This window comes from Streptomyces sp. NPDC042002, assembly GCF_055588305.1.
This window is the reverse complement of the sequence record NZ_JBVJCT010000018.1, coordinates 71,929-88,357: the sequence shown is the minus strand read 5'-3', so window position 1 is coordinate 88,357 and position 16,429 is coordinate 71,929. Positions and strand designations below refer to the sequence as shown.

Annotated in this window: 15 protein-coding genes; 9 read left to right on the top strand and 6 right to left on the bottom strand. The window is 72.2% G+C overall.

The annotated features are described in order from the left end of the window. The first annotated feature begins 191 nt into the window (after positions 1 to 191). Positions 192 to 425, top strand: a complete 234-nt coding sequence (gene chpH, locus ACZ6KY_RS25155) for a chaplin ChpH (RefSeq protein ID WP_469312537.1) — start codon at positions 192 to 194, stop codon at positions 423 to 425. 218 nt (positions 426 to 643) lie between these two features. After that, positions 644 to 1,606 (top strand): chaplin, encoded by a 963-nt coding sequence (locus ACZ6KY_RS25150; protein WP_469312536.1) that lies wholly within the window; start codon positions 644 to 646, stop codon positions 1,604 to 1,606. A gap of 180 nt (positions 1,607 to 1,786) precedes the next feature. On the opposite strand, the gene ACZ6KY_RS25145 is transcribed toward ACZ6KY_RS25150, so the two are convergent. Beyond that, the gene (locus ACZ6KY_RS25145; RefSeq protein ID WP_469312535.1) at positions 1,787 to 1,975 is read right to left on the bottom strand and encodes a DUF5703 family protein; all 189 of its coding nucleotides are present in this window, start codon (positions 1,973 to 1,975) and stop codon (positions 1,787 to 1,789) included. Positions 1,976 to 2,022: 47 nt separating this feature from the next. On the opposite strand from ACZ6KY_RS25145, the gene ACZ6KY_RS25140 reads away from it, so the two are divergent. After that, positions 2,023 to 2,721: a hypothetical protein gene (locus ACZ6KY_RS25140; protein ID WP_469312534.1), complete on the top strand. Its 699-nt coding sequence runs from the start codon at positions 2,023 to 2,025 to the stop codon at positions 2,719 to 2,721. Positions 2,722 to 3,028: 307 nt separating this feature from the next. Here the strand turns inward: ACZ6KY_RS25140 and ACZ6KY_RS25135 are convergent, their stop codons facing one another. Both ACZ6KY_RS25135 and ACZ6KY_RS25130 read right to left on the bottom strand, forming a co-directional pair. Then, positions 3,029 to 5,296, bottom strand: coding sequence for a helix-hairpin-helix domain-containing protein (locus tag ACZ6KY_RS25135; protein WP_469312533.1), 2,268 nt, complete (start codon positions 5,294 to 5,296; stop codon positions 3,029 to 3,031). Then, positions 5,293 to 6,276 carry an aldo/keto reductase gene (locus tag ACZ6KY_RS25130; protein WP_469312532.1) on the bottom strand — a complete coding sequence of 328 codons (984 nt, stop codon included), beginning with the start codon at positions 6,274 to 6,276 and terminating at the stop codon, positions 5,293 to 5,295. The genes ACZ6KY_RS25135 and ACZ6KY_RS25130 overlap by 4 nt, the downstream gene beginning before the upstream one ends. Positions 6,277 to 6,564: 288 nt before the next feature. On the opposite strand from ACZ6KY_RS25130, the gene ACZ6KY_RS25125 reads away from it, so the two are divergent. Both ACZ6KY_RS25125 and ACZ6KY_RS25120 read left to right on the top strand, forming a co-directional pair. Then, positions 6,565 to 7,620, top strand: coding sequence for an LLM class F420-dependent oxidoreductase (locus ACZ6KY_RS25125; protein WP_469312531.1), 1,056 nt, complete (start codon positions 6,565 to 6,567; stop codon positions 7,618 to 7,620). 226 nt (positions 7,621 to 7,846) lie between these two features. Beyond that, entirely contained in the window at positions 7,847 to 8,635 is a 789-nt protein-coding gene (locus tag ACZ6KY_RS25120) for a ferritin-like domain-containing protein (protein ID WP_469312530.1), read from the top strand. 13 nt (positions 8,636 to 8,648) lie between these two features. Here ACZ6KY_RS25120 and corA read toward each other — a convergent pair whose 3' ends face one another. Beyond that, positions 8,649 to 9,647 (bottom strand): magnesium/cobalt transporter CorA, encoded by a 999-nt coding sequence (gene corA, locus ACZ6KY_RS25115; protein WP_469312529.1) that lies wholly within the window; start codon positions 9,645 to 9,647, stop codon positions 8,649 to 8,651. Positions 9,648 to 9,745: 98 nt separating this feature from the next. Between corA and ACZ6KY_RS25110 the strand changes: the two genes are divergently transcribed. From ACZ6KY_RS25110 to mshC, 4 genes are all read left to right on the top strand, one after another. Next, complete coding sequence (locus ACZ6KY_RS25110; RefSeq protein ID WP_469312528.1) at positions 9,746 to 10,432, top strand: histidine phosphatase family protein; 687 nt, start codon at positions 9,746 to 9,748, stop codon at positions 10,430 to 10,432. Between the two features lie 117 nt (positions 10,433 to 10,549). Continuing rightward, a complete protein-coding gene (locus ACZ6KY_RS25105; protein WP_469312527.1) occupies positions 10,550 to 11,140 on the top strand; it encodes a DUF3090 domain-containing protein in 591 nt (196 codons plus the stop codon). Further along, positions 11,104 to 11,931, top strand: a complete 828-nt coding sequence (locus ACZ6KY_RS25100; protein ID WP_469312526.1) for an SCO1664 family protein — start codon at positions 11,104 to 11,106, stop codon at positions 11,929 to 11,931. Before ACZ6KY_RS25105 ends, ACZ6KY_RS25100 begins: the two co-directional genes overlap by 37 nt. Before the next feature lie 153 nt (positions 11,932 to 12,084). Further along, complete coding sequence (mshC, locus tag ACZ6KY_RS25095; protein ID WP_469312525.1) at positions 12,085 to 13,314, top strand: cysteine--1-D-myo-inosityl 2-amino-2-deoxy-alpha-D-glucopyranoside ligase; 1,230 nt, start codon at positions 12,085 to 12,087, stop codon at positions 13,312 to 13,314. Between the two features lie 113 nt (positions 13,315 to 13,427). Here mshC and ACZ6KY_RS25090 read toward each other — a convergent pair whose 3' ends face one another. Together ACZ6KY_RS25090 and ACZ6KY_RS25085 are read right to left on the bottom strand one after the other, a co-directional pair. Then, positions 13,428 to 14,030, bottom strand: a complete 603-nt coding sequence (locus ACZ6KY_RS25090; RefSeq protein WP_469312524.1) for a hypothetical protein — start codon at positions 14,028 to 14,030, stop codon at positions 13,428 to 13,430. Positions 14,031 to 14,143: 113 nt separating this feature from the next. Further along, entirely contained in the window at positions 14,144 to 15,892 is a 1,749-nt protein-coding gene (locus ACZ6KY_RS25085; protein WP_469312523.1) for a S8 family peptidase, read from the bottom strand. Between the last annotated feature and the right edge of the window lie 537 nt (positions 15,893 to 16,429).

The window sequence follows — 16,429 nt, the reverse complement described above, 5'->3', positions numbered from 1 at the left end:
CACGACGCGGGTGGGTTGTCCCGACGCGTCGCGGATGGCTTGCGGGGTGTTGACGCCGACATTCGCCCGTGCGTGCGGAGGCCGCCCGGGACGGGTGAATGCGACCATAAGCCCATAGCCGTACTACTTCCTCCTCGTTACAGGTGTTGCGATCCGCTGCTTGGGATCGCATTTGCCTACAAGGAGGAATAATGATCAAGAAGATCGTCGCCGCCGCGGCTGCCACTGGTGGTCTGGTTCTCGCGGGTGCGGGCCTGGCCGTCGCCGACTCGGGTGCTCAGGGTACCGCTGTGCAGTCCCCGGGCGTCGTCTCCGGCAACGTCATTCAGGTGCCTGTTCACGTCCCGGTGAACGTCTGCGGCAACACGATCTCCGTGATCGGGCTGCTGAACCCCGCCTTCGGCAACGCCTGCGTCAACCACTGACGTCGTGCCTCATCCCATGAGGGGGGCACCCCATGGGTCACCTCATGAGGGGCATTTCGTGAAGGTCTGAGCTCGTCGGCCCCGGAGTGCGCGCCATGCGCTCCGGGGCCGACCGGCTTTCCGCGCACACGTCCCGTGGGCGTGCGCGCGTTCCGGATGGTCCACGTCCCAAGGACTGATGGTCCACGTCCCAAGGACTAGAAGGCAGGGATTCAGCTATGCGACAGGTCACCCGCAAAGGCCTGATGACCATGGCGGCGGCCGGCGGTGTGCTCGCGGTCACCGGCGTCTCCGCGCACGCCGACTCGGGTGCGATCGGCTCCGCGTCGAACTCTCCCGGCGTGCTCTCGGGCAACATGGTGCAGGCGCCGGTGCACGCGCCGGTCAACGTCTGCGGAAACACGGTGAACGTGGTCGGGTTGCTCAACCCGGCGATGGGCAACACCTGCGTCAACCACGGCGGCCGAGGCGGTACGTCCAACGGTCACGCGGGAACCGGCGGAAGCGGCGGCGCCGGCCGGGGGACCCACCCGGGCGGCGGCTCATGGGCCGGTGGCCACGCCGGCCACTCGCCGGGGGTGGGCTCCGGGAACCAGGTACAGGTGCCGGTCGATGCCCCGGTCAACGTCTGCGGCAACAGCGTGAACGTCGTCGGGGTCGGCAACGCGGCGGCGGGTGACGACTGCGCGAACGGCGCGTCCACCGGTCACCACCCCACGCCGCGGCCCGGCGGCCACCAGACACCCCCGCCCGGAAAGCCGGCGCACCCGGGCCACCCCGGACATCCGGGTACGCCTGGTCACCCCGGAACCCCCGGTCACCATTGCCCGCCTGGTCACTCCGGGCACCCTGAGCACCCGGGTCAGCCCGGGCATCCGGGTCAGCCCGGAACCCCCGGTCACCCGGGAACTCCCGGCCGGCCCGGAACCCCGGGAACCCCCGGCCAGCCGGGTCACCCCGGAACCCCGGGTCAGCCGGGTACGTCCGGATCGGGCGGCGACACGCACCGCGGCGGGGTCTCGCAGGTCGGGCGCCTGGGCTCGGCGTCGGTCGCGCGGGACGGCGCGGCCCAGCTCGCCCACACCGGCAGTGAGCTGCCGCTCGGCGCGGTCGTACCGGCGGGAGCCGCCGCGCTGCTGGCCGGCGCCGTGCTCTACCGGCGGGCGCGCTCGGCGGCGTAGCGCAGTGATGGTGTGTTGATCACACCGATGGGTGAAGGCGTAGGCGGACCCGGTACGACGCGGCGCAGGCGTGATCACTGCGCGGCACGGATGCGACCGAGGCGCCACGGCCTTCACGTGACGTGAGTGACGGTGCGGGCTCCGTGATGGCGGGGCCCGCTCCGGTTCAGCGGCCTTCCGTCACCACGTGGCGCGTACCTGGCGGATGATCCGTCGGCGCAACCGCACTCTGCGGCTGCCGTCATGCAGCAGGCTCAGACGGTCCAACTCCCAGTGTCCGTACTCCGCATGGTCCGTCAGCAGACGTGTCGTCTCCTTGCGGGAGACCCCGCGAGGTACGTACACGTTGACAAATTCGTATTCCGGCATCGCATCTATTGTGCGGGCAGAGGCCCTGTACGGATAGCGTCTGCACTATGTCTGATGCTGTGCAGCCCACCGCTGCCGAGGTACGCGCCGCCGCCGAGGCGGTCAAGACCGCACTCGACCGCCACCTGGCCGCGGTCGAGCGCAGGACGGGCGATGACGACCCGGCCGTCTACGAGGCTTTCAACGAGCTCGCCGCGGCGGCCGAGGAGTACGACGAGCTCCTCTACGACCGCTATGACGAGGTCACGCCCTTCGAGATCCCCGGCAGCGACGACACGCTGCCTCCGTACACCGGCCCCGAGGAGCCGAACGCGCTGAGCGTGGTGATCCGCCGGGACTACGCGGTGGTGGAACCGCAGCGACTGCTGGCGCAGGCCCAGCGGGTCGAGGCGGTGGAGGAGGACGGCGCCACCGCCACCGAGGGCTTCGACGCGGCGGCCGGCACCGTTCACGGTGCGCTCGGGATCCTGTTCGGAGAGTTCGAGCCGGACGAGATCGCCACCCGGCACAAGGAATTCGGGCTGGAGGAGGGCGACTCCACGCTCTGGGTGACCGCCGCGGACGAACCCGCCGAGCCGGGTGAATGGCTGGAGGCACCCTTCGAGTCGATCGATCCGCAGCGCGTCGTCTGCCGCTTCGACGTCAGCGCGGTGTTCGACGACGAGTCGGACGACGACGACCTGGACGACGACCTCGGCTCCGACGGGGAGATCGACCCCCTGGACCCGCAGGACGCGGATCGCTGAGGCCGGCCCGGCACCGAGGGCGCACACGGGGTGGCGGTCGCCAAAACACGGTGACCGCCACCCCCACGTTCACACCCAGCAGCCGCACAGTCCGGCGACCGCACGGGCCCGCATCGCTCGGACGTGGCGGCCGTACGGGCCCGGCAGCCGCACCGCCCGGCAGTCGTAGGGGCGCGGCGACCGTACGGCCCAGCAGTCGGACGGCCGGGTAGCCGCACGGCCCGGAGACTGCACGGCCCGGCAGTCTCCGGGCCGGTTGCGCACGGCCCACGGCCGCGCGGCCCGGTAGCCGCACGGCCCGTGCTGATCAGCCCGCCGTCGGCGTCTGTGCCTTCAGGAGTGCCTGGAGCCGCGTCGTGCGTGGCTTCTGGGGGACTTCCGCCACCGCGTGCGGCAGCGCCTGTTCGACGCCGTGCACGACGGAGAGGTGACGCTCGGCCCGCCCGAAGGCCGTGTAGACCCACGGCCGGGTCAGGGCCGCCGCTGCGTCGCCCGGGAGCACCACGACCACGGCGGGCCAGCGCAGCCCCACCGCCTGGTGCGCGGTGAGCGCCCAGCCGTGCCGCACGGCCTGCTCCACCCGCTCCTTCGGTACGACGACAGGGGCGCCCGAGCACTCCAGGTGCAGCCCCTCGGCGTCGGCCTTCACCACCTGGCCCGGCAGGGTACGACCCGGTGCGGGGGAGTAGGCGATCCGGTCGCCCGGGTCGAAGCCGCCGAAACGGCCGGGACCGGGGTTCAGCCGCTCCTTGAGCGCGGTGTTCAGCGCACGGGTGCCGACCGCCCCGCCGTGCCCCGGGGTGATCACCTGCGTCTGCTCGGCCGGGATGCCGATCGCGCGCGGCACCGAGTCCGCGACCAGCTGAACCGTCCGGTGGACCGCCTCGCCGGCATCGCGCACCGGGACGATCACGACCTCCTTGCCGGGCGCCTCGACCTGGTTGAGCTCCCCGATGCCGACCCCGGAGACCAGCTCGCCGATGGGCCCGGGGTCAGGGGTCCGCGACGCCACCTGCGGGCAGGCGCGGGCGGCGAGCAGGTCCGCGAAGACCCGGCCGGGACCCGCCGACCAGAGCACCGCCGGATCACCGCTCAGCACGAGGCGCGCCCCGTCCGGAAGCGACTCGGCGAGCATCGCCCCCGTCTCGACGTCGAGCTGCGGCGCGTCGAGGACCACCAGGACGTCCAGGTCCAGGGCGCCGTCCGTGTCCCGGCCCGGCCCCTCGGTGCCGGAGAGCAGCCCGGAGACGGTGGCGACGCCGGTCGCCGCGCCGTTCGTCGGGCTGTCGGACGTTTCGGCCGGCCGGGCAGCGAACCCGTCGCGGCCGCCGGAGGTGTGCGTGGCGGCCCAGCCGCGCAGGCCGAGCGCGCGTGCCGCGTGCAGCAGTGCCGCCGCCTCGGACCGGGAGGCGTCACCGCCGGTGTGCAGCACCAGACCGTGAGCGGCGACCGCGCGGATCAGCTCCCCGGCCGAGCGGGGGGCCGAGGCCGCGGCCCGCTCCCAGTCGGCGGCCGAACCGTCCTCCTTCGGCACGGAGTTCATCACCCGGGCGAGTCCGTCGGCGAGGCTCTCCTCGGCCAGCGCGTACCGCTCCAGGCCGATCAGGATCCGCACCGGGCGCTCCTGCGGCTCCTCCGTGTCGTCCTCGGCCGCCGGGCCTGTGGGAGCCGTGTCCAGCGCGTCCTGGAAGACCAGGGCCTCGCCCTCCGCGAGAGCGCTCTGCACGGCCGCGTCCGGGTCCGGCACCGAGCGCTGGGAGAGGGCCGCCGTGAGCGCCGGGGCGTCCAGCGCGGTGTGCCCGGCGACGGCCGCCTGCTCCAGCAGCCACACGGTCAGCGCCATGCCCCGGCGCTCGTCGTCCGGGCCGCACTCCGCGCCGAGCAGCACCCGGGCGAACCCGTCGGCCTGTTCGGGCCGCACCCCGGGGACCCGCAGCAACTGCCAGGGGTCCTCGCGCAGTTGGCCGTCCGCGCCCTCGCCCAGCACCGCGACGACCTGTGCCGCGAGCGCTTCGGGGGCGCCGGCCCCGGCCAGCACGGCACGGACCGCCTCGACGGCCTCCGGCGCGGCGGCCGGCGCCGGTGCGGTCGGTGCGGCCACCGGTTGCGGTCGCCGCGCGGGCTCCGGCGCGGCCCTGCGCGGCGCGGGAGACGGCTCGCGGAAGGCGGTGGCCACGGGCTTCTCGCCGCTCTCCACGGCGCGCACCGCCGCGAGCAGGTCCGCGGCCGTGCCGCTGAGCTTGCTCCCGGCCGCGATCGGCGCCTGCTTCTCCGCCTTCCGCCGCTCGATCCGCTCCCGTTCCACGCGCTGGGCCGCCAACTCGGCAGCCGCCTCGGACAACTGGGCGGCGCCTTCGGCGGTTTCGGTCCCCGCGGCGGCCTCCGCACCGTCGGCGGCCTCCGTACCCGTGCCTTCGCCCGCGTCCGTGCCCGCGTCCCCGGAGACGTCCCCGTCCCCGGAGCGCGCGTCCGCGTGGTCCACGTCCTCGCCCGTGGTCTGCGGGGTGTCGGCGGCCGTGTCCGCGCCCGGCGTCCCCGGCTCCGTGTCCTCCGTGGTCTCGGGCTCCGTGCTCACAGCGTGCTCCAGTCGTGATCGGGATAGTGGTGCACCGGGGCCGACACGTCGTCGAGCGCCCGGCAGATCTCGTCAGGAAGCCTAAGGGTCTCCACTGACAACGCGGCCGTGAGCTGCTGCGCGTTGCGCGCGCCGACGATGGGGGCGACGACCCCGGGCCGGTCGCGGACCCAGGCCAGCGCGACCTGGAGCGCGGTCACGGCGAGACCGTCCGCCGCGGTCGTCACCGCCTCCACGATGCTGCTGGCCGTGTCGTCGAGATACGGCGCGACGAAGGGCGCGAGGTGTTCCGAGCCTCCCCGGGAGTCGGTCGGCGTGCCGTTGCGGTACTTGCCGGTGAGCACGCCGCGCCCGAGCGGCGAGGAGGGCAGCAGGCCGATGCCCAGGTCGAGGGCGGCGGGCAGCACCTCCCGCTCGATGCCGCGCTGGAGCAGGGAGTACTCCATCTGCGTACTGGCCAGCCGGGTGCGTATACCGGGCGCCGCGAGCTGCCAGGTGGCGGCCTTGGCGAGCTGCCACCCGCAGAAGTTGGACACGCCCGCGTAGCGCGCCCGGCCGCTGCTGACGGCCAGGTCGAGGGCCTGGAGGGTCTCTTCGAGCGGCGTGTAGGGGTCGTAGGCGTGGACGTGCCACAGGTCCACGTAGTCCGTGCCCAGGCGGGCGAGCGAGGCGTCCAGGGCCGACAGCAGATGGCTGCGCGAGCCGTCGAAGCGGCGGTCCGGGTCGCGCACGCTCCCCGCCTTCGTCGAGATGACCAGGTCCCGGCGCGGAACGAGCCCTTCCATGAGCTGTCCGAGGAGGTACTCGGCCTCGCCGTCGCCGTACACGTCCGCGGTGTCGACGAGGGTCCCGCCCGCTTCCCAGAACGTCTTCAAGAGGTCCGCGGCGTCATGCTCGTCGGTGTCCCGGCCCCATGTGAGGGTGCCGAGCCCGATCCGGGAAACACGCAGGCCGGTACGGCCGAGATGCCTCTGCTCCATGGACGCCGAGATTACTGTCCGGCACCGGCCGCGTGGGGGCCTGTGGACAACGGAAATCCCACCGATTGCCGCACGTGACGACCGGTGACGCGGGCCGGCGTCCGGCACCCGCGTCCACGGGAGGGCACGACGGGCGGCACCGGCCGGACGCAAGGGGCGGCGAGGGCCCGCGCGGCAGCGCCCCCGGGACCGTACCGAGAAGGCGAACGTGCCGCTCCCCGCCCGGGGCGCCCGCACGCTAGGGTCTCGGGCACAAGGGACGTTACTGATCGGTAAGGGGAATCGGCCATGCAGCTCGGCATCAATCTCGGCTACTGGGGCGCCGGAATGGACGCGGACAACCTCGCCGTCGCCCAGGAGGCCGACCGGCTCGGATACGCCGTCTGCTGGGCCGCCGAGGCCTACGGTTCGGACGCGGCCACCGTGCTCAGCTGGGTCGCCGCCCAGACCGAGCGCATCGACGTCGGCTCGGCCATCTTCCAGATCCCGGCCCGCCAGCCCGCGATGACCGCGATGACCGCCGCGACGCTGGACTCGCTCTCGGGGGGCCGGTTCCGCCTCGGACTCGGCGTCTCCGGGCCACAGGTCTCCGAGGGCTGGTACGGCGTCAAGTTCGACAAGCCGCTGGCCCGCACCCGCGAGTACGTGGAGATCGTACGCAAGGCCATGACGCGGGAGCGGCTGTCGTTCGAGGGCGAGCACTGGACCCTGCCGCTGCCGGGCGGTCCGGGTAAGCCGCTCAAGCTGACCGTGCACCCGGAGCGCGAGCACATCCCGCTGTACATCGCCGCGATCGGCCCCAAGAACCTGGAGCAGACCGGCGAGATCGCGGACGGCGCGCTGCTGATCTTCCCCTCGGCCGAGCACCTCGAGGACACCGCGATCAAGCACCTGCGCGCGGGGCGCGAGAAGGCCGGCAAGACGATGGAGGGCTTCGACGTCTGCCCGACCCTTCCGCTCGCCCTCGGCGCCGACAAGGACGTCCCCGCGCTCGCCGACATGTTCCGCCCGTACACCGCGCTGTACGTCGGCGGCATGGGAAGCCGCAAGCAGAACTTCTACAACCAGCTCGCCCAGCGCATGGGCTACGAGAAGGAAGCCGCCGAGATCCAGGACAAGTACCTGTCCGGCGACAAGGAAGGCGCCGCCGCCGCGATCCCGCACGCGCTGATCGACCAGACGACGCTGCTCGGCTCGGTGGACCGCATCGCCGACCGCATGAAGGCGTACGCCGCCGCCGGGGTCGACACGCTCACGCTGGCGCCCGCGGGCTTCACCCTGGAGGACCGGATCGCCTCGCTGCGGGCCGGCTCCGACGCCCTGGAGCGGGCCGGACTCGCGTAGCCGGGCCGGAACGGCTCCGGGAGAGTTCTGCGGCCGTGGTGGGGGCTCGGGGGTCTTCCCCGCCACGGCCGTCACGGGGAACAACGCGCCGACGGCCCCTTGGTTACGCGCCTGGACCCCTCTCGTCGTCCATCGTTCGGCGGATTTGTCCGACACATCGGTTGCCGGGTCGCGGACATCCCATTTGACTCGTTTTCTGCACAACTCTGCAGAGAGGGTGTCAACGATGTTGTCCGCCAAGAGCCTGTTCCAGGAGATCCTCGACAACGACGAGTCGTACCGGCTCTTCTGCTCCGTCGCCGCCAGCGGGGAGTCACAGGGCGGCTGGGAGAACGCCCGGATCGCCGCACTGGTCCCGGCGGGCGAACGCGGGCTCGCCCCCAAGATCGCCCGGCACGGCGCCGACGAGGACAAACACGGGCGTATCTTCAACGCCCTCATCAAGAAGCGCGGCCTCGAACCGGTCGAGGTCCCGCCCGACACCGACTACACGATGCTCCTGGAGCGGCACGGCATCGGACTGGCGCACGACCGGCTCAAGAGCGACCAGCAGCTCACCGTGCGGGACATCGTCACCTATCTGGCCCACAGCCGGGTCACCGAACAGCGCGCCTCCGAGCAGATGGACCTGCTGCGCAGGCACTTCGCCGACCACCCCGACATCGGCCGCGCGGTGAAGATGATCTCTGCCGACGAGGACAACCACCTCGCCTACTGCCACGAGGAACTGCTCCGCTTCGCGTACGCCGGCCACGGCCGCGCCATCCAGCGCGCCCTGCGCGAGTGCGCGCTCGCCGAGATCCGCGTCTACCGGGACGTCAGCCTCGCCGTGATGGCCCGCATGGGGCGCCTCCTCGGCTGGTCCAGGGCGAGGGCGGCCGTCCTCGCGGCGGGCATCCACGCCGTGTACGCCTACGAGCGGGCGGCCGGCTGGCGCCGGATGGTCGCCCTGGAGATGCCCGAGCGGCGCGGCGCCCTGAACGGACCCGCCACCACGGCGCCGGAATTCGCCTGAACCGCCCGCGGACCTACAGCCAGCCCCGCCGCTTGAAGAGCCGGAACAGCAGGATCTCCAGCAGGACCATGCACACGATCACCGCCGGGTACGACCACAGCCAGTGCAGCTCGGGCATGTGGTCGAAGTTCATCCCGTAGATCCCCGCGATCATCGTGGGGACCGCCGCCATGGCCGCCCACGCGGAGATCTTCCGCATGTCGTCGTTCTGCCGCACGCTCATCTGCGCGAGATGCGCCGAGAGGATGTCGGACACCAGCCGGTCCAGGCCCTCCACGGACTCGTTGACCCGCAGCAGATGGTCGTTGACGTCGCGGAAGAAGGGCTGCGCCTTCTCGTTCACGAACGGCACGTCCGCCGCCTTGACGCCCGGGCCCGAGAGCCGGGTCAGCGGCCCCGCCAGCGGGACCGTCGCCCTGCGGAACTCCTGTACCTGCCGCTTGAACGCGTAGATCCGCGACGCGGTGTTCCGCGAGCCGCCCAGCTGCGGCGAGAAGACCTCCGCCTCCAGCTCCTCCAGGTCGGTGCCGAGCTCGGTCGCCACCTCCAGGTAGTGGTCCACCGCGGCGTCCGCGATCGAGTAGAGCACCGCCGTCGGCCCGTGCCGCAGCATCTCGGGATCCGACTCCAGACGCTGCCGCACCGCCACGAGGGGCGACTCCTCGCCGTGCCGCACGGTCACCACGAACGAGTCGCCGACGAAGACCATGACCTCGCCCGAGGTGACGGTATCGCTCTCCGGTTCGTACGACACCGGCTTGAGGACCACGAAGAGCGAGTCCTCGTACACCTCCAGCTTGGGGCGCTGATGGGCCTTGAGGGCGTCCTCGACCGCCAGCGGATGGAGCCCGAACTCCTCCGTGACCAGGTCGAACTCCTTCTCCGTGGGCTCGTGCAGGCCGATCCACACGAAGGCGTCGCCCTCGGCACGGCACTGCGCCAGGGCGTCGGAGAGGTCGTCGGGCCCCTCCGTCCGCCGGCCGTCACGGTAGATGGCACAGTCGACGATCACGGAGCGCACTCTCCTTTCGTTGTGGCCCCGTCGCACATCGGGGACCGCTTTCCACAGGGCCCGCCGGCTTCGCGGGCCGTCCGTTTACGCTGGGCCGCATGCCCACCCTGATCCTCGTCCGGCACGGACGTTCCACCGCCAACACCGCGGGACTGCTCGCCGGCTGGACGCCCGGCGTCGCCCTCGACGAGCGCGGCACCCAGCAGGCCGCGGCCCTGCCCGGCAGGCTCGCCGGGCTGCCGATCGCCGAGGTCGTCACGAGCCCTCTCCAGCGCTGCCAGGAGACCGTCCAGCCGCTGCTGGAGGCCCGCCCCGAGGTCCGCGCGCACACCGAGGAGCGTATCGGGGAGGCCCACTACGGCGACTGGTCGGGCCGCAAGCTCGCCGAGCTCAAGGACGAGCCGCTCATGGAGGTCGTGCAGGCGCATCCGTCCGCAGCCGCGTTCCCGGGCGGCGAGTCGATGCGGGCCATGCAGACCCGGGCCGCCGAGGCCGTACGCGAGTGGAACGCGCGCGTGGAGCGCGACCACGGCGCCGACGCCGTCTACCTCATGTGCTCGCACGGCGACATCATCAAGTCGCTCGTCGCCGACGCACTCGGACTTCATCTCGACCTCTTTCAGCGGATCTCCGTAGAACCGTGTTCCATCACAGCGATCCGTTACACCCGGCTGAGGCCCTTTCTCGTGCGTCTCGGGGACACCGGTGATCTCGCGTCCCTGGCGCCGCACGAGGAACCCCCGAGCGGCGACGCTCCGGTCGGGGGCGGTGCGGGCGCACCGTGATCGTCGGCCGCAGTAGGGTGAAGCGGTCGAACCAGCACAGTAGTTGTCAACCCGTTCTCAGCCGATGCGGGCCGACGCGGTCAGCCGGCCCGCATGCCGATTCAATGGAGACAGGACGTGTCCCGTCAGGTGTTCCTCTACGACCCCCCGGACCGCTTCGTGGCCGGTACGGTCGGGTTGCCCGGACGCCGTACCTTCTTCCTGCAGGCATCCTCAGGCCCCCGGGTGACGAGCGTGGCCCTGGAGAAGACCCAGGTCGCCGCCCTCGCCGAGCGGATGGACGAGCTCCTCGACGAGGTCGTCCGGCGCACCGGAGGCAGCGCCCCCGTCCCGGCGATGGCCCCCACCGAGGTGTCCGACACCGCGCCCCTCGACAGCCCCGTCGAGGAGGAGTTCCGGGTCGGCACCATGGCGCTGGCCTGGGACGGTGACGAGCAGCGCATGATCGTCGAGGCGCAGGCCCTCGTGGAAGTCGAGGCGGACTCCGACGAAGACCTCGCGGAGGCCGAGGAGCGGCTGCTCCAGGACGAGGAGAACGGCCCGCCGATGCTGCGGGTCAGGCTCACCGGCGCGCAGGCCAGGGCCTTCGCCAAGCGCGCACTCGACGTCGTCAACGCCGGCCGGCCCCCCTGCCCGCTGTGCAGTCTCCCGCTCGACCCGGAAGGACACGTATGTCCGCGCCAGAACGGATACCGCCGCGGAGCGTGACGACCGCCGAGCTGCTCGCCAGGGGCGAGCTGAAGGTACGCGGACAGATCCGTGAGGCCTCGAACGCGGTGCTCCACTGCTCCGTGTCGTACGAGGGCCGCGAGGCGTTCTGCGTCTACAAACCCGTGGCCGGTGAACGACCTCTGTGGGACTTCCCCGACGGCACGCTCGCCCAGCGCGAGGTCGCCGCGTACGAGGTCTCCGAGGCGACCGGCTGGGGGCTCGTGCCCACCACCGTGCTGCGCGACGGGCCGTACGGCGAGGGCATGTGCCAGTTGTGGATCGAGGCGTCGGCGGAGAACGACGGGGAGGGGCTGCTCGCGCTCGTGCAGGGCGAGGAGCCGGCCGAGGGCTGGAAGGCGATCGGCTTCGCCGAGGTCGGCGAGGGCGAGACGGCCCTGCTCGTGCACGCCGACGACGCACGGCTGCGGCGGCTCGCCGTCCTCGACGCCGTGATCAACAACGCCGACCGCAAGGGCGGCCATCTGCTGCCCGCGGAGGAGGGCCGCCTCTACGGCATCGACCACGGGGTCACCTTCAACGCCGAGAACAAGCTGCGCACCCTGCTGTGGGGATGGGCGGGGGAGCCGCTGACGGCCGAGGCGCTGGAGGTCCTCGGCTCCCTGCGTGACGCCCTGGCGCCGGGCGCGCCGCTCGCCACCCGCCTGGCCGAACTCGTCACCGCCGTCGAGACCGACGCCACGCGCGCGCGGGTCGAGGCGATGCTCGCCTCCGGGAAACACCCGGAGCCGAGCGGGGACTGGCCCGCCATTCCCTGGCCCCCGGTGTAGCCCTGTGCCGGCCTCCGGTGTGGCCGGGCGTCGCCCCCCGGTGTGGCCCGGCGCCGGGTGAGCACCGGGCCGGGAGCCGCGAACGAGGGTCTTCCCTGGCATCAGGTGCTGCCCGGTTCGTATGCGGAAGTCCCGTCCGGTTAGTCTCATGACATGTATGCCTGGCCCGCTTCTGAGGTCCCCGCCCTGCCTGGTGAGGGCCGCGACCTCCGGATCCACGACACCGCGACCGGGGGGCTCGTCACCCTCGCCCCCGGTCCCGTCGCCCGTATCTACGTGTGCGGCATCACGCCGTACGACGCGACCCACATGGGACACGCGGCGACCTACAACGCGTTCGACCTCGTGCAGCGCGTGTGGCTCGACACCAAGCGGCAGGTTCACTACGTCCAGAACGTGACGGACGTCGACGACCCGCTGCTGGAGCGGGCCGAGCGCGACGGCATCGACTGGGTGGGACTCGCCGAGAAGGAGACCGCCCTCTTCCGCGAGGACATGACCGCCCTGCGGATGCTGCCGCCCCGCCACTACATAGGCGCGGTCGAGGCGATACCCGGCATCGTGCCGCTCGTCGAGCGGCTGCGGGACGCCGGAGCGGCGTACGAACTCGAAGGCGATGTCTACTTCTCCATCGAGGCCGACCCCGACTTCGGCAAGGTGTCCAACCTGGACGCCGCGACGATGCGCCTGCTCTCCGCGGAGCGCGGCGGCGACCCGGACCGGGCTGGCAAGAAGAACCCCCTCGACCCGATGCTGTGGATGGCCGCCCGTGAGGGTGAGCCGAGCTGGGACGGCGGCTCACTGGGCCGCGGCCGGCCCGGCTGGCACATCGAGTGCGTCGCCATCGCCCTCGACCACCTGGGCATGGGCTTCGACGTCCAGGGCGGCGGCTCCGACCTCGCCTTCCCGCACCACGAGATGGGCGCCTCGCACGCCCAGGTGCTGACCGGCGAGTTCCCGATGGCCAAGGCGTACGTCCACGCCGGCATGGTCGCGCTGCACGGCGAGAAGATGTCGAAGTCCAAGGGCAACCTCGTCTTCGTGTCCCGGCTGCGGCAGGACGGCGTCGACCCGGCCGCGATCCGGCTCGCGCTGCTCGCGCACCACTACCGGTCCGACTGGGAGTGGACGGACACCGTCCTCGAGGAGGCCGTCGCGCGCCTGGAGAACTGGCGGGCAGCGGTGTCCCGGCCCGACGGGCCCTCCGCCGACGCGCTCGTCGAGGAGATCCGTGCCGCGCTCGCCGAGGACCTCGACGCACCGGCCGCGCTCGCCGCGGTCGACCGCTGGGCCGCGCTCCAGCACGAGACGGGTGGCACGGACGAGGGCGCCCCGGGCATCGTCTCGCGCGCCGTCGACGCGCTCCTCGGGGTCGCCCTGTAGTACCTCGTCCCGCGTGCTCCACCGGCAGCGGCGGGACACCTGAGCGGCGGGAACACGAGTGCCGGGCGGAGAATCTCCGCCCGGCACTCTCTACTTCGCTGGAACTCCCGTCCCTACCTGGTCACGATGACGGACTGGACGGCACCGGTGCCGGTGTCGTAGATCCCGTAGACCTGCTGCCCGTAGGCGAAGGCCTTCTGGACCACGTCGTGGGTCACCTGGTTGGGGTTGACCAGCCGGCGCCAGCTGTTGTCGATGAACAGGTAGAGGGCCTGCGGCTGGCCGGGGAGCGCGGTCACGACGTCCTGGAAGTGCTCGGCCATGCCGATGGCCAGGGCCCGGGTCTCGACGGAGCTCTGCAGGATCAGCGGCTCACCCTGCTGGATCTGCTGCTGACCGCCGCCCTGCTGGTGCTGCTGCCCGCCGCCCTGCTGGATCTGCTGCTGGCCGCCGAGCTGCTGGAGCAGTTGCTGGAACGGCTGCTGCTGACCGAGCTGCTGGATCTGCTGCTGCAGGTGCTGCGGAACCTGCCGGCCGATCTCGTGCCGGCCGAAGGGCTGCTGCGTCTGCTGTCCGAACGGCATCTCCTGTCCGACGGGCATCTGCTGCCCGAACGGCTGCTGTTGGCCGATGCCCTGCTGCTGGTACGGCGACGTGCTCGGGAACTGCTGCTGTCCCTGCTGTCCCTGCTGGCTCATCTGCGGGATGGTGCTCATGCGCGGTGCCACCTTCCATCAATGGTTGGTTGCGTTCCGTTTCGGTCTGTCGCTTCCCGTTGTGGTCCATCGCGGTCTGTCGTGGTCCATCGCGGTCCGGGAGGACCGGATCCTCAGCCCGTGACGACCAGGCCGACGATCTCGTCGTCCGAGAACCAGACCCGTACGTCGGGCCGTCCTCCCGCGAAGGCGGAGTGCACCGCCTGACGGATCTCGGGGGACGGGTTGTTCAGGTCACGCCAGGCACCGGACACGTACAGCCGGAGCCTCGGCGGGAGTTCGCGCGGATACGGCAGCAGCTCGTCCCAGTACCGTTCGGCCTGGCCCGAGCCGACCGCCTCCGGCAGCAGACGGGTGACCGCCGCCTTGATGTCCGGCCGGCTGCCGATCCGCTGGGACGCGGGCCGGCCCGGTGCGTCCTGCTGCGGGGAACCCGTGGCCCGCAGCACCGCGCGCGCACGCTCCGAGGACATCGGTGCCTGGCCCGCCGCCTTGAGCATGCCCTGTAGCGCGGCCAGGGCGCCGACCACCGCCGGGGAGGCGGCGGAGGTCCCGGAGAACGTGTCCGTGTACCAGGCGATCTCCTCGGCGCCGCCCTGCAGATCGCCGGGCCGGTCCCAGAAGCCGCCGGTGGTCGTGACCTCGCGTCCCCAGCCCTGCGCGTCCACGCGCGCCCCGTAGTTGGAGAACGCGAGCCGTGAACGGTCCGGGCCGTGGTCGCGGCCGTGCGTGCCGGGGGGCGGTGCGCCCGCGCCGACCAGGATCGCCCCGGAGGACCGGTTGGAGGGGTTGAAGGGGTTGCGCCACCACTCGGGGAACTCCGCGGGGCGGCGTTCGTACAGCGCGTCGTCGAGCGACTCGGCGCCGTTGCCGGCGGCCGCCACCACGAGGATGCCCCGGGCGGTCGCGTACTGGATGGCCGCGAAGTTGTCGGGCCACCATTCGAGCGCTATGTAGCCCGCCTGGCTGTCGCGTTCCGCGAAGTCGAACCGGGGCCCCGGGGCCTGTAGTTCGACCAGGATGATGTCGCCGGGGCTCAGCCGTTCCGCCGCCGCGTGGATCGCCGCGGCCGTTCCGATGCCCTGGAAGGACGCGGCCGCGGTCACGGCGTCCGGCACGATCCCGGTGATCCCGTGCTCGTTGCGGTCGCCGCCGATCACACCGATGACGGCGGTACCGTGGTTGCGCCAGGCGAGGTCCGTGTGCGGGGTGCCGACGACGACGCCGGCGAGTTTCGACGCCAGGTCCTCGTGCCCGAGCTGCCAGGCACCCTCCACGTCGATCACGGTGACGCTCTGGCCCGAACCGCCCGGCCGCTGCCAGGCCCAGTACGCGTCGACGCCCTCCGGCGCCGGGCGCAGATAGCCCTGCCGGCTGGTGAAGTCGGGGGTGACGGGCGCCCCCTCCTTCAGCCGCTGGCTGTCGTCGGCGCTCTGGCCGGTCCAATGTGCCGATCCCCGCGAGGCCGGAACGGCGCCGGGCTTCACGTACGCCGTGTCGATCTCCGGCAGCGCGGCGATCCGTGCGCGCAGTTCCTGGGCGCGGCTCTCCACACCGCGCACCCGGTAGAAGAGCGCGAGGTCGGATCCGTTCTCGGTACCCGTCGCCGCGGACTGCTGAAGACGTTCCTCGCTGCCGAACAGCGGCTCCAGAGCGAGCTGTTCGTCACTGAGGAACATGTCGAGGGCCGAGACGTCGGCGCCCGCCGCCGACCGGACGCCCTCGGTCCGTGCGCGCAGCCGGGCCTCCGGCCGTGCGACGACGATCAGCTCCTGCTCGGCTCCTCGGTAGGTGAATCCCGCTCCGTCGGGCCCCGGCCCGGACGTTCCCGGGCCCTGCGCCGGCTGTACCTGGTCGGTCATCGCGTACCGCTCCCTTCGATCCCTGGGGTGCCGGTCCCTGCGTGTGCCGTTCGTTGGGTGTGTCGTACGCCGTGCCGGGCGCTGTCCTCCGGGCGGCGCCTTGCGCCATGTCCCGTTGCCGGGCGGCGCCTTCAGGGCACAACCTGGCACGCCCACGGCGTCCCGTCCACCCCGTCTTCGTCAACTTGGTTTGAAAACAAGTTGAATTGGGAAACCTGTGCAATCCGTCCTGAAACAGATGTCACGCCGAATTCAGGCCAAAGGCCATGGAGGTGGATGTCATGTGGTGGGGCGACAGCGGCCGTTGACCGCTGGGGCCGCGGCCGGACGGCACCGCCGTGGGCGTGATGGGTGCGATGGGCGCTATGGACCGGGTCCCGTGTCGGCCCCGACGGCCGGAAGGGGGGGGGGGGGGGGGGGGGGGGGGGGGCGCCCTTGGGGTAGGGGGGGGGGGGGGGGTGGGGAGGGGGGGGCAGGGCGTTTCTCTGCCGCAGCGGGCACCCCCATCCGCCTGGGGGCGACACCCCACAGAAGGGA